Source organism: Rahnella sp. PCH160 (genome assembly GCF_047784855.1).
Taxonomy (GTDB): Bacteria; Pseudomonadota; Gammaproteobacteria; order Enterobacterales; family Enterobacteriaceae; genus Rahnella.
The window spans coordinates 2,135,196-2,149,022 of record NZ_JBLOGT010000001.1; the positions used below are offsets into that span (position 1 = coordinate 2,135,196).

At 51.4% G+C, this 13,827-nt stretch carries 10 protein-coding genes; 5 read left to right on the forward strand and 5 right to left on the reverse strand.

All coding sequences use genetic code 11. The annotated features are described in order from the left end of the window. The first annotated feature begins 51 nt into the window (after window positions 1–51). On the forward strand, window positions 52–1,365 hold the full coding sequence (locus tag ACM5QY_RS09995; protein WP_416120491.1) for an MFS transporter: 1,314 nt from the start codon (window positions 52–54) through the stop codon (window positions 1,363–1,365). After that, the gene (locus tag ACM5QY_RS10000) at window positions 1,362–3,725 is read left to right on the forward strand and encodes a glycoside hydrolase family 31 protein (protein WP_416120492.1); all 2,364 of its coding nucleotides are present in this window, start codon (window positions 1,362–1,364) and stop codon (window positions 3,723–3,725) included. The genes ACM5QY_RS09995 and ACM5QY_RS10000 overlap by 4 nt, the downstream gene beginning before the upstream one ends. Before the next feature lie 60 nt (window positions 3,726–3,785). Here ACM5QY_RS10000 and xseA read toward each other — a convergent pair whose 3' ends face one another. Next, a complete protein-coding gene (xseA, locus tag ACM5QY_RS10005; protein WP_416120493.1) occupies window positions 3,786–5,156 on the reverse strand; it encodes an exodeoxyribonuclease VII large subunit in 1,371 nt (456 codons plus the stop codon). Between the two features lie 169 nt (window positions 5,157–5,325). Here xseA and guaB point away from each other — a divergent pair, with 169 nt between their 5' ends. Both guaB and guaA read left to right on the forward strand, forming a co-directional pair. Beyond that, a complete protein-coding gene (guaB, locus tag ACM5QY_RS10010; RefSeq protein WP_192938052.1) occupies window positions 5,326–6,792 on the forward strand; it encodes an IMP dehydrogenase in 1,467 nt (488 codons plus the stop codon). Between the two features lie 105 nt (window positions 6,793–6,897). Further along, entirely contained in the window at window positions 6,898–8,475 is a 1,578-nt protein-coding gene (guaA, locus tag ACM5QY_RS10015; RefSeq protein WP_416120494.1) for a glutamine-hydrolyzing GMP synthase, read from the forward strand. A gap of 93 nt (window positions 8,476–8,568) precedes the next feature. On the opposite strand, the gene ACM5QY_RS10020 is transcribed toward guaA, so the two are convergent. Next, the gene (locus ACM5QY_RS10020) at window positions 8,569–9,345 is read right to left on the reverse strand and encodes an NAD(P)H-dependent oxidoreductase (RefSeq protein WP_416120495.1); all 777 of its coding nucleotides are present in this window, start codon (window positions 9,343–9,345) and stop codon (window positions 8,569–8,571) included. Window positions 9,346–9,430: 85 nt separating this feature from the next. Between ACM5QY_RS10020 and ACM5QY_RS10025 the strand changes: the two genes are divergently transcribed. Next, window positions 9,431–10,324 carry a LysR family transcriptional regulator gene (locus ACM5QY_RS10025; RefSeq protein WP_416120496.1) on the forward strand — a complete coding sequence of 298 codons (894 nt, stop codon included), beginning with the start codon at window positions 9,431–9,433 and terminating at the stop codon, window positions 10,322–10,324. Between the two features lie 73 nt (window positions 10,325–10,397). Here the strand turns inward: ACM5QY_RS10025 and ACM5QY_RS10030 are convergent, their stop codons facing one another. The 3 genes from ACM5QY_RS10030 to ACM5QY_RS10040 all read right to left on the reverse strand — a co-directional run bounded on the left by ACM5QY_RS10030 (window position 10,398) and on the right by ACM5QY_RS10040 (window position 13,771). After that, window positions 10,398–11,060 carry a DUF3313 domain-containing protein gene (locus ACM5QY_RS10030; RefSeq protein WP_416120497.1) on the reverse strand — a complete coding sequence of 221 codons (663 nt, stop codon included), beginning with the start codon at window positions 11,058–11,060 and terminating at the stop codon, window positions 10,398–10,400. 140 nt (window positions 11,061–11,200) lie between these two features. Further along, a complete protein-coding gene (locus ACM5QY_RS10035; protein WP_416120498.1) occupies window positions 11,201–11,635 on the reverse strand; it encodes a GNAT family N-acetyltransferase in 435 nt (144 codons plus the stop codon). Window positions 11,636–11,980: 345 nt separating this feature from the next. Beyond that, window positions 11,981–13,771, reverse strand: a complete 1,791-nt coding sequence (locus ACM5QY_RS10040; protein WP_416120499.1) for a hypothetical protein — start codon at window positions 13,769–13,771, stop codon at window positions 11,981–11,983. Window positions 13,772–13,827: the final 56 nt, after the last annotated feature.

Below are 13,827 nucleotides of genomic sequence, written 5' to 3' on the forward strand. Positions count from 1 at the left end.
CCTTAAATAACACATCATCTGCGGCAATGGCCGACGGGTGGGAGAACAGGCATGACAATTCAAATCAACACCGAAACGGCAGCCGTTACAGGACGTCGAAAAATTAAAGCTTTACGCTGGTGGATGCTGGCGCTGTTCCTCCTCGGTGTGACGGTTAACTACGTCACCCGAAATTCTCTGGGTTTACTGGCTGCTGAACTTAAAACCAGCCTGAACATGACCACCGAACAATATTCATACATCGTGGCGGCGTTTCAGGCGGCCTACACCCTATTCCAGCCGTTGTGCGGCTGGCTGATTGACGTCATCGGGTTGAAACTCGGTTTTCTGATTTGTGCATCAATCTGGGCCGTGGTCTGTATGTTGCACGCGGGCGCCAGCAGCTGGATCCAGCTTGCGGTTTTGCGTTTCTTCATGGGGAGCGCCGAAGCGGCGGCCACACCGGCCAACGCAAAAGCGATTTCCGACTGGTTCCCGCGTAAAGAACGCCCGGTCGCTGCGGGCTGGGCGGGTGTGGGTTTCTCCATCGGGGCGATGCTGGCACCGCCAATTATTCTGGTGGCGCACATGTCATTTGGCTGGCGCGGCGCTTTCCTGTTTTGCGGCGTACTGTCAATGCTGTGGGTTCTGCTGTGGTGGAAATTCTACCATTCTCCGGAAACGCATCCGAATTTAAGCAAGGAAGAACTGGCGCTGATCCGCCAGGACAATGAGCCGCAGCAGGAACGCCTGCCGTTCATTAAATCGCTGAAAATTGTCTGCAAGAACAAGAAATTCTATGGCATCGCCATCCCGGCATTTCTGGCTGAACCGGCGTGGGCCGTCTTCAGTTTCTGGGTGCCGCTGTATCTCGCCAACGAGCGCGGCATGGATTTAAAGCACATCGTGATGTTCGCCTGGCTGCCGTTCCTGGCCGCCGATCTGGGCAGTATTGCCAGTGGTTATCTCACCACGCTGTACCGCAAAGTTTTCGGATGTACCCGCATTAACTCCATCGTGGCCAGCTCCGTCACCGGCGCATTCATGATGCTGTCACTGGCGCTCGTTGCACTGACGCAAAGCCCGTATGCCGCCATCGCACTGATTTCCATTGGCGGATTCGGTCATCAGGTTATTTCCTGCATGCTCAGCGCGGTGGTCGTTGAAACATTCGATAAAAGTCAGGTCGCGACCGTCAACGGGATGCGTGGTTCTTCCGCGTGGATTGCCAGCTTCCTGTTTTCACTGCTGATTGGCGCAGTGGCCGACACGATTGGTTTTAATCCGTTGTTTATCGCCATGGGATTCTTTGATTTGGTTGGGGCCGTATTCCTGATTGCCCTGATCGCAGAACGCCGCAATCCGGCAAAAAGGGAGAGTGTATGAAAACGTTAAAACACTGGGAGCTTGCCGGGCAGGACAACGCAGGTGTGGATCTGCGTGTGGAAGGTAAGCATCTGTTTTGTCTGCGGGTGCTTGAGCAGGGGCTGATTCGCGTCTTTATTCAGCGCAACGGCGAGCTGGCGCTGGACAGAACCTGGAGCATCGCGCTGGAAAATGATGTGCCGTGGGAAGGACGTGACCGCCTGAGTAACGACGGTTTTTCGCAGCCGGGCTTCCAGCTGTCGCAAGGCGAAGACTCGCTGACGTTAACGACTGAGGCGCTGCGCGTCACGGTTCATCAGCCGCTATGGCTGGAGTGGGAACATAAAAATGCGACGGGCGAATGGCTGCCGCTGGTCAGTGACCGCAAAACCGGCGCGTATATGCTGGCGGTGAAAGGCGATGCCTCGGCGCATTTCCAGTTGCGTGAAAAGCAGGACAGTGTGTACGGACTGGGTGAAAAAGCCGGGGATCTCAACCGCAGCGGCCGCCGTTTCGAAATGCGCAATCTCGATGCGATGGGTTATAACGCGGCCAGCACCGACCCGTTGTACAAACATATTCCGTTTACGATGACGCGCCGGAACGACGTCAGTTTCGGCCTGTTCTACGACAATCTCAGCAATGTCTGGCTGGATTTGGGCAATGAGCTGGATAACTACCATCTGCCATACCGCCGTTTCAGCGCTGAGGCGGGCGACCTGGATTACTACCTGTTCATCGGCCCGACGTCGCTGGAGGTCACCAAAAAGCTGGTGAAGCTGACCGGTAAAACTACGTTTGGCCCGAAATGGAGTCTCGGTTACAGCGGTTCGACCATGTATTACACCGACGCGCCGGATGCCCAGCAGCAGCTGATGAAATTCATCACGCTGTGCCAGCAGCATGAAATTCCGTGCGATTCCTTTCAGCTTTCATCGGGTTACACGTCGATTGGCAACAAACGTTACGTGTTCAACTGGAACTACGACAAAGTGCCTGAGCCAGAAGTGATGTCGAAAGCGTTTCTCGACGCCGGTATCCGTCTGGCCGCCAACATTAAACCGTGTTTGTTGCAGGATCACCCGCAGTACGGGCAGGTGGCGGAGCAGGGCTTGTTTATTCGCGACAGCGAAAGCAACCTGCCTGAGCGCTCGGTCTTCTGGGATGACGAAGGTTCGCATCTCGATTTCACGCATCCGTCCGCCGTGCGCTGGTGGCAAAAAGGTGTGACGCAGCAGTTGCTGGAAAAAGGCATCGGCTCGACCTGGAACGACAACAACGAGTATGAAGTCTGGGACAGCGACGCGCGCTGCCACGGTTTCGGTAAATCGATCGCCATCAAACACATCCGCCCGGTTATGCCACTGCTTATGATGCGTGCGTCGTTTGAAGCGCAGCAAAACTTTGCGCCGGAAACCCGTCCGTACCTGATTTCGCGTTCCGGCTGTGCGGGAATGCAGCGTTATGTGCAGACGTGGAGCGGCGATAATCGTACCAACTGGCAGACGTTGCGTTACAACACGCGTATGGGCATCGGGATGAGTTTGTCCGGGCTGTACAACGTCGGGCATGATGTCGGCGGGTTCTCCGGCGATAAACCGGAGGCTGAACTGTTTGTCCGTTGGGTACAAAACGGCGTGATGCATCCGCGTTTCACCATTCACTCTTGGAATGACGATAACACCGTGAATGAGCCGTGGATGTACCCGCAGGTGACGCCGATGATTCGCGACGCGATCCGCCTGCGTTACCGCCTGTTGCCGTATTTTTACACGCTGTTGTGGCAGGCACATGCCGAAGATGAACCGATGCTGCGCCCGACGTTTCTCGATCACGAGCACGATAAAAATACGTTCGCCGAAACGGATGATTTCCTGATGGGGCGCGATTTACTGGTTGCGAGCGTTGTCGAAGAGGGTCAGCGCGAACGCAGCGTGTATCTGCCAGATAACGGCATCGGCTGGTGTGATTTCTATACCGGCGAATGGTTTGCCGGTGGTCAGACCATTACGCGTGATGCACCGCTGGATCACCTTCCTCTGCTGGTGCGCGCCGGTGCTGCGTTGCCGCAATCCTGCCGTCTGGCGCACGTTGACGCCAGCCGCGATATGCTGCGTGAGCTGCATGTTTATCCGGCAATCGGTCAGGCGCAATCAAGCGGGATGCTGTTTGAAGATGATGGCGAAAGCCACCGCTGGGAGCAAAATCATGCGCTGTGGGTGAACTGGGAAATTACCAGTAACGAACAGCGTATTGATATCACGCTGACTCAGCGCGGCGATTTCAAACCGGCGTGGAAAACCCTGAACATTGTTCTGCCGCAAGGCGAAGCGCGTGAGCTTTGGGTAAATGGTGTGAAGACCAGTAGCTATAATCTGTAAGCTTTGCAGATAACTCCCCCTGCGAAGGGGGAGCTTGGGAAGAGGTTTTACAAGCGATAATCAGACTGCACGTTTCCGCGTTTTCTTTTCCGCCACGACCGCTTTCACTTCACTTTCAATCCAGCCATCGGCAAGCCGTGTTTTCAACATTTCACCGGGTGCAGTCTGTGTGGTTTTCTTCAGTAATGTCCCTTGCGGCGTGGTCGTCACGCTGTAACCCCTTGCCAGCGTCGCCAGCGGGCTGACCGCTTCGAGCTGCGTACAGGCCGTACCAAAACGCTGACGGCTTTCTGCCAGCTGTGATGACATCGCCTGCTGTAACCGGTACTGCAACTGCTGAACACGTTGCTGGGCGCGGTGAATGCGCGGTTGCGGCTGCTGCTGATTAAGACGCTGTTGCAGCCTGTCTGCGCGGCGCAGTTGCTGACGCACCTGGTTTTGCATCGCTTCATCCAGACGGCGGCGCAGTTTGAACAACGCCGTTTGCTGGCGCGCGAGACGTAAATGCGGATGTTGTTGTTGCAGGCGGTGATTCAGACGGGAAAAACGCTGCGCCAGCTGTGCGAGATAATAATCCATCGCCATTTCAAGGCGTTGCTGTTGCGACTGAATCTGGCGCAGCAGTTCCAGCTGGTTACGGCTGATCAGTTCTGCGGCGGCCGACGGTGTTGGGGCGCGTAAATCCGCAACAAAGTCGGCAATAGTTATGTCGGTTTCATGGCCGACGGCGCTGACAATCGGAATGCGGCTGGCGAAAATCGCCCGCGCCACGCGTTCATCGTTAAAGCTCCACAAATCCTCCAGCGAGCCGCCGCCGCGCCCGACAATCAGCACGTCCACTTCTTCGCGGGCGTTGGCGAGCGCAATGGCACGGACAATTTGCCCCGGCGCATCCACGCCCTGAACGGAGGTCGGATAGATAATGACGGGCAGGGAAGGATCGCGGCGTTTGAGTACGTTCAGCACATCGTGCAACGCGGCACCGCTGGCTGAAGTAATGACCCCGACGCATTTCGCAGGCGAGGGCAGCGGCTGTTTGAACTGCGCGTCGAACAAGCCTTCGGCGGCCAGCTGCTGTTTCAGTAAATCGAATTTCTGCTGCAATAAACCGTCACCGGCTTCCTGCATACTCTCGGCAATCAGCTGATAATCGCCGCGCGGTTCATACAAAGTAATGGTCGCACGGACCAAAACCTGCTGACCGTTTTGCGGACGAAACGTAGTGCGGCGATTGGTATTGCGGAACATCGCGCATTTGACCTGGGCGCGGTCATCTTTGAGCGTAAAATACCAGTGGCCGGAGGAAGGCTGGGAGAAGTTTGAGATCTCACCGGAGAGCCAGACCTGACCCATTTCGTTTTCCAGCAACTGTCGGACCGTCTGATTGAGGCGGCTTACGGTAAAAATAGGAGGCGAAGAAGGTAGTGGCATGTGATCCAGATCAAATTCAAAAACAGAGACTTAATCGAGCGATACTACATACCCTAAAATGGTAATCAAGAAGTTTTTTCAAATAGTGCTGGTCGGGATGCCCTTTCACCTGTAAACTCCCGCTGCAATATTTTATCTTTTCCGCATCCACCTTGGTGAGATATTGCCCATGCTACGTATCGCAAAAGAAGCACTAACGTTCGACGACGTTCTCCTTGTTCCAGCTCACTCCACAGTTCTGCCTAATACTGCCGACCTCGGTACTCAACTGACCGCTAAAATCCGTCTGAATATCCCTATGCTGTCCGCAGCAATGGATACCGTGACTGAAGCGAATCTGGCGATTGCTCTGGCGCAGGAAGGCGGCCTCGGATTCATTCATAAGAACATGTCTATTGAGCGTCAGGCGGAAGAAGTCCGTCGCGTGAAGAAGCATGAAAGCGGCGTAGTTGCTGACCCTAAAACGGTCACTCCGGCGACCACTTTGCGTCAGGTTAAAGAACTCACCGAAATTAACGGTTTTGCCGGTTACCCGGTTGTGACCGAAGAAAACGAACTGGTCGGTATTATTACCGGTCGTGACGTGCGCTTCGTGACCGATCTGGAACAGCCTGTGACCGCGGTCATGACGCCGAAAGAACGTCTGGTTACCGTGAAAGAAGGCGAAGCCCGCGAAGTCGTCCTGCAAAAAATGCACGAAAAACGCGTAGAGAAAGCGCTGGTTGTTGACGCGCAATTCCATCTGCTCGGTATGATCACCGTCAAAGACTTCCAGAAAGCCGAACGTAAACCAAACGCCTGTAAAGATGAGCAGGGCAGCCTGCGCGTCGGTGCTGCGGTTGGCGCAGGTGCTGGCAACGAAGAGCGTATCGATGCTCTGGTTGCGGCGGGCGTTGACGTTCTGCTGATCGACTCTTCTCACGGTCACTCCGAAGGCGTTCTGGAACGTATTCGCGCCACCCGCGCAAAATACCCGGATCTGCAAATCATCGGCGGTAACGTCGCGACGGGCTCAGGTGCTCTGGCACTGGCTAAAGCGGGCGTGAGCGCGGTTAAAGTCGGTATCGGCCCGGGTTCAATCTGTACCACCCGTATCGTCACCGGCGTCGGTGTTCCGCAAATTACTGCGGTTTCTGACGCAGTTGAAGCGCTGGAAGGCACCGGTATTCCGGTTATCGCTGACGGCGGTATCCGCTTCTCCGGCGACATCGCCAAAGCTATCGCTGCAGGCGCAAGCTGCGTGATGGTCGGCGGTATGCTGGCAGGTACTGAGGAATCTCCGGGCGAAATCGAGCTGTATCAGGGGCGTTCATACAAATCTTACCGTGGCATGGGTTCCCTGGGTGCGATGTCCAAAGGCTCTTCTGACCGTTACTTCCAGACTGATAACGCCGCTGACAAACTGGTGCCGGAAGGTATCGAAGGTCGCGTGGCTTATAAAGGCCGTCTGAAAGAGATCATCCACCAGCAAATGGGCGGTCTGCGCTCCTGTATGGGGCTGACCGGTTGTGCTACCATCGACGACCTGCGCACCAAGGCTGAATTTGTCCGTATCAGCGGTGCAGGGATTCAGGAAAGCCACGTGCACGACGTGACGATTACCAAAGAGTCGCCTAACTACCGCATGGGTTCCTAATCCCCTGAGACAGCGAGCAAATAGCTCGCTGTCTGCTTTTAATGCATAAAGAAATATTTAACCTGTTGTTTTAACGCTTTTATTGCTTTCTGGAAAACGCCCCTCATGAGCGAAAATATTCACAAGCACCGTATCCTGATCCTCGATTTCGGCTCCCAGTACACCCAACTTGTTGCCCGCCGCGTGCGTGAACTCGGTGTCTATTGCGAACTCTGGGCCTGGGACGTAACCGAAGCCCAAATCCGCGAATTCAATCCGAACGGGATTATCCTGTCCGGCGGCCCGGAAAGTACCACCGAGCATGACAGCCCGCGCGCCCCTGATTATGTCTTCGAAGCCGGTGTGCCGGTTCTGGGCGTCTGCTATGGCATGCAAACCATGGCAATGCAGTTAGGCGGCCAGGTTGAAGGTTCAAACGAACGCGAGTTTGGTTATGCGCAGGTTGAAGTTCAGACTGAAAGCGCGCTGATCCGCGACATTCAGGATGCCCTGAGCGAAAACAATAAACCGCTGCTCGACGTCTGGATGAGCCACGGCGATAAAGTGACTGCCATCCCGTCTGATTTCGTGACCGTTGCCAGCACCGAGACTTGCCCGTTTGCCATTATGGCGAACGAAGAAAAACGCTTCTACGGTGTGCAGTTCCACCCGGAAGTCACGCACACCCGTCAGGGCTTGCGACTGCTCGAACGTTTCATTATGGACATCTGCGAGTGTGAAGCTCTGTGGACGCCAGCGAAAATCATCGAAGACGCCGTGGAGCGCCTGCGCGTTCAGATTGGCGACGATCACGTGATCCTCGGCCTGTCCGGCGGCGTTGACTCCTCCGTGACCGCTATGCTGCTGCACCGCGCCATCGGCGACCGTCTGACCTGCGTGTTCGTGGACAACGGCCTGCTGCGTCTTAACGAAGCGGATCAGGTTCTGGAAATGTTCGGTGACCGTTTCGGTCTGAACATCGTTCACGTTGCCGCGGAAGACCGTTTCCTGTCAGCACTGGCAGGCGTTGATGAGCCGGAAGCCAAACGTAAAATTATTGGCCGCGTGTTCGTTGAAGTCTTCGACGAAGAAGCCTGTAAGCAGGATAAAGTGAAATGGCTGGCGCAGGGCACCATCTACCCTGACGTGATTGAATCTGCCGCTTCTGCAACCGGTAAAGCACACGTCATCAAATCGCACCACAACGTGGGCGGTCTGCCGAAAGAAATGAAACTGGGTCTGGTTGAGCCGCTGAAAGAGCTGTTCAAAGACGAAGTGCGCAAAATCGGTCTGGAACTCGGCCTGCCGTATGACATGCTTTTCCGTCACCCGTTCCCGGGGCCGGGTTTAGGCGTTCGCGTACTGGGTGAAGTGAAGAAAGAATATTGTGACCTGCTGCGTCGCGCCGATGCTATCTTCATCGAAGAACTGCATAAAGCCGACCTTTACAACAAAGTCAGCCAGGCATTCACCGTCTTCCTGCCAGTCCGCTCCGTTGGCGTGATGGGTGATGGCCGTAAATATGACTGGGTTGTTTCACTGCGCGCAGTAGAAACCATCGACTTCATGACCGCGCACTGGGCGCACCTGCCATACGATTTCCTCGGCCGCTGCTCCAACCGCATCATCAACGAAGTTAACGGCATTTCCCGCGTTGTTTATGACATCTCCGGTAAACCACCGGCGACGATTGAATGGGAATAAGTTTTAGAGAAATCTAAAATTTAGCGCCACAAAAACGCCAGCAGGATCGCAAGACCTGCTGGCGTTTTTTTATGTTTGAAACCTCTCAGAATGCTATTTCAAATGCGCTGAAAACCCGGTTTTTTCCGGTGTGATTTCGGCTTTAAGCGTCAGTGAAGGAATTTCATAGTCGCCGCCATTTTGCTGGCGGAATGCGATTGGTGTTGTGGTTTCCAGCGTATCCAGCCGGGTCGCCAGTTCATCACAGAGCTGATGAAAGCGCGCTTCATCCGTGCGGCCGGTGCGATAGAACACCAGCGGCGGTAGCACGGTAAAACCCGGATAATGCAGGATCCCGTGATGGATCGGGAACAGCAAATCGTCGATAGATCCGTTGATACCGCGGGGGCTGTAATGCGGTGCCCAGCCGCCGGTCGTCACCATCAGCATGGCGCGTTTTCCCGACATATTCCCTTCACCGTAACGGTCGCCCCAGTGCGTGTCCGAATGTTCGCCCACGCCGTATGCAAATCCGTAGGCGTAAACCCGTTCCACCCAGCCTTTCATGATAGCGGGCATGGAGAACCACCACAGTGGAAACTGGAAAATCACGGTATCCGCCCAACGCAGCTTTTCCTGCTCGGCGGCGATGTCCGGGCTTTGCGTCCCGTTGATAAACGCCCGCTGTGAATCCTGAGAAGGATTGAAAGGCATGTCCGGTGAAGGCGCCGTGTTGTCAGCGGCGTCCAGCGGAGCTTTCCATTGCATGGCGTACAGGTCGGAAACCTCCACGTTGTGGCCTGCGGCTTGCAGATGTGCTACTGCGAAATCTTTCAGCGAACCGTTCAGCGATTTTGATTCCGGATGGGCGTAGACGATTAAAATATTCATGGCGAACTCTCCGTTAAGTGATGAAAGCAGAGTAGGTCGCCGTCAGGTATAGTTAAAATGAATTTAAAATATACCAGGTATAGTTATGAACAATTTCGGCCGACTGGATCTCAACTTATTGCTCACGCTGGATGTCCTGCTGGCGGAGCACAATGTCACGCGGGCGGCGCAGCGGCTGAACCTTTCCCAGCCTTCAATCAGCGTTCAGCTGGCTAAATTGCGTGAGTTTTTTGACGATCCGTTACTGCTGCCGGGCCCGCGCGGAATGCGTCCGACAGCGCGGGCTGATGAATTACGACTACCTCTGCAACGGGCGTTGGCCGCTCTGGCGTCTGCGGTTTCTGCCGGTGACGTTTTCGACCCGTCGAAGGCAGTGAATACCTGGAATCTGGGCGCGGCGGATTATGGCGAATCCACCATTGTGTTGCCTGTGCTTGCGGCGTTACGCGTGGCTGCGCCAGGAACAAAACTGGCGATTTTTGAGACATCGCCGCTGCGGATTATGCGAAAAATGGAGCGTGGAGAGCTGGATCTGGCGTTTCATACGGGGGAAGCGGTGTTGAAGGATTTGCACAGTACATTATTGTTCTCTGAGCGCTATGTGCTGGTTGGCAGAAAAGGGCATCCGCAGCTCAAACAGCCCGTCACTATGCCGGTGTTTTGCTCACTTGAGCACGTAATCGTTTCGCCCGATGGCGGTGGATTTCAGGGCATCACCGACAGCGTACTGGCAGAGGCCGGATTATCGCGGCGGGTGGTACTCTCCGTGCCGCATTTCCTGTTTGTGATTCAGGTGCTGCTGACCACAGATTTAGTCGCCATGCTTCCCGAGCGTCTGGTGCGTGACAACCCCGCGTTGCAACTTATTGAACCGCCCGTGAAAGTTCCCGGTTTTGAAATGTACATGTACTGGCACGAACGCTCGCACCGCGACCCTGCGCATATCTGGCTGCGGGAATTTATGAACAGCGCGGTGTGAAGAAAGCGGTATGAGGAAAATAAAAAAGGCAGCCCTCTGGCTGCCTCTCAAAACGCGGACTCACGCGTCTGACTTAGTTCGACTGGAACAGTTTTACGTCGTTTGCCAGACCATCAACCACGACTTTCAAATCATTCGCACTGACTTTCTGGGTGTCATTGGAAACCTGTTTACCAAAGCCTTTGCGCACGACTTTAAACACCGGTTTGCCTGTACTGGCGTCAATCAGCTCGCCTTCAAAGTAAACTTCGGTATCACGCGTACGGTGTCCGCTGGCCGTTTCAGCACTGGCGATGACCAGTGCGACCGGGATGACTTCATAGAACTGCAAGCCTTCCGCCGAAGTATTCACACCGGTGATCGCACCACGGAAAATCAGAGTCCGCGGGCCAGCGTGATCGGTCAGTTGCAGACGCTGACCCAGTGCAGGTTTCATGCGGCTGTTTGCGTAATCAAGTACACCCTGCAGCGTCTCTTTGCTGATTTGCGCGGTGGGTTGCGGTTCCGGGTAGAACGTAATCGGCTCATATTTCAGATAGGAATAATTTGATGCTTTAAAGGAAGGGTCTACCCAGCGTAATACCGGGGTTCCCGATGTTGTTTTCGTTTCTTTCAGATTGGAGTAATCACCAAGGAAACCTGAGAATTTTTCTTTTTGCGTGACGTGGCTGGTACAGCCGGCCAAAATCAGGGCACCGGCGACCAGCGCTGCCTGCATCAATTTAGTTTTATTCATTCTAACCCTCGGAAAATTTTAAGGAAGACAACGTTATGTATAGCACTGCTGTGAAATTTAACCTCTTAACTATAAAGAAAAATTGATGTTCGTCAGTAACGTGAAAAATTACTCACGCGTGCTAATTGTTCGCCTTTCAATTATTTACTTGGTGAATGAAATAAATAGTATTCTCCTTTCGGGCTATCGCCAGTGGCCATAATTTTCCAGCCCTTTGATAGATAGAAGCCGACGGAATTTTTACTCTTAACTAAACATTTCAGCGAGCCTGTTCGGGTAAACATCTTTTCGCTGGCGTGCAGCAACGCGCTGCCCGCGCCGGTGCCCTGATATTGCGGATCAATGAACAGATTGTGCAGAAAGTTTTCCTGCGTAAATATTGAAGCAAAACCCAGCAGATGCCCGTCACGTTCGGCGACCAGTATTTTTTCGCCTATCACGGCACGGTCAAAATCTTCGAGCTGAAAATCGTCTTCCAGCCACGTCCAGGTCTGTTTGCGCGAGGCCAGATACAGCGTGCGTAAAAAAGGACGATCGGCTTCCTCGTAAGGACGGATGTTTAGGGCTGATGGCAAAGAGTGGATTCCTTTGAAAATAGGAGAGACAGTGTTTTTGATACGTTCACTTCATCGCCTGATTCTGCCAGCGACTTCGCAGGAGTTCAATTTGGTTTTCGATGTGCCACTCTTTAAATCAACAAAAAATTGACATTTCAACATTTCAACATTTCTAAATCTGTCCTACTTAATTGTATTTACTCATGAATTGGGAGAAGCTGCTGCAGAGCAGGGCGGAGATTCTACCCGTATTACCTGATCTGGATTATGCCAGCGCAGGGAGCGTCGTAGGTCAATTATTCGACCAACGACGTCCTGCAGTTTTTTAACATTAATCTTTCAGGCAGACTATGAGTTGTATTTTTAATTTAGGATATTATTTTTGTGAGTTGCTAGCCAATTCTCGCCGTAAATTTTAAATGTAAAGATAGTGTCGACTTTTTTTCCATCAATATAGCTCTGACCGCCTGTATATCGATCCGATATTTTCTCACTTGGGCCAAAAGGTGTCCCAGCAAACATGGGGAATTGATATTTTCCTGAACAGGCATACCACGTGATAGCATTTCCAGATGTGCTGCTTTGAGAAGTAAGTCTGAATTTGTACTTTTCCCCCTTGATCAGAGGGATATTACCAAAATCAAATGTTGTCCAAGAGTTGTCTCTTATGTCTGCTAGATTGAGAGTGCTGGAGCCTCTTATCCTCCCGAATCCATCTTCCACCTCCAGGATAACAACACCTGAGTTTATTCTTGAATATGTCGCCATATAAAGGTCAACTTTACCCAGGTTGTTATATTGGGAAGTGAAGGTTTGTTCGAAGGCCCTGTCTTTCGTTAATTCACCAACGACTGTGTCACTCCATATCTGACCATAAGAAGGTGAGAGTAGAACCGAAGCTATTGGCTGATAAGCTGGATAAATAGATAGCATGCTGGTTAAAAAAATCAGAAAAATCAGTGTTGCTTTTAATATTTTAATGCGAATTTTTTGGTAGTTTAACGCAGATATAATGATGAACGCAGGGAGGAAACCGAAGAAATAACGTGCTTGCATTGCTCCTGGGTAACCAGTTTTTAAGTTCATTTTATGAATCGTGATAAAGTAAAAAAACATGAAAATCAGGAACGAAAAAACACACACAAAGTTGAATCGCGCTTCATTAGAGTTTGAACGATTTTTTATATTTTTTAATGTAAATAACACCGTTATGAATGAAAAGAGAAAAAACAGTAATTTAAGTAGGTTTTCCCTTATCTCCAGATCATAAAATGTCTTATGCCCATAGGGTGTGATTAATGTTAATAAATTAGACTGGTAGAATGCAATAAGTTGTTCACTTACAGTAAAACGATGTGCATTTGGATTAGCCAATTTATACCAGTCGCTGGGGTCACCTTGTGGCGCTGGGAACATTTTTCCGAATTTTATAAAAGTGAATAAATAGTATGTTATTATCAGAATAAGGGATAAGGCTATTAAGGCCATGTATTTAAATGATATTTCTGGAAGTTTAATTTTCAGGCGGTTGTTTTCAATTATTACAAATGTAAAAATTATACAAATAACAGATAATGCTCCGGTTGCCTTTGTAAGAGATACTATAATTCCACCAAGTATAAAGTATAAAACTACTTTATCTAATTGTGCATTATTATAGTATTTGGCAAGCCCAAGAAATATTAATGCACAACCTAAAAAATTTAAAGGATCATTATTGATAGATGCACTTAATAAAATGAACATTGGAATGCTCAGTAAAATTAATAAAGACAGTGCAATCTGGATTTTTTTGACGCCAAATTCCTTTAGACTTAGATAAATTGTAGCGATTGTGAGGGTCGAAATGAAAATGTTTACAAAGCGTAGCGACTTATATAAATCAAGATTAAAGGTTAGTGCTATTTTTTTTACTCCTCCAACTAACATATAATAGAGCGCTGGGTGTTCAAGGCTGTTTAGCTTGTGTGCATCATAGATCATTCCTGTCGCATAATCTGGAAATCCATACTTTGCTACATCTAAAACATAACCGAGGTGGGGGTTCTCATCTGGGAATAATCCCAAGTCACTGCCAAGATAATATCCGACGCAAAGAATAAAGTAAAAAACAATAATACCTGCGAAATACTTGTTTTCGTTAAGTATTTTCATTTGATAGTCTCTTTGATATATTTTTTTGAATAAAAATAAGCATAGCTATAGAAAAT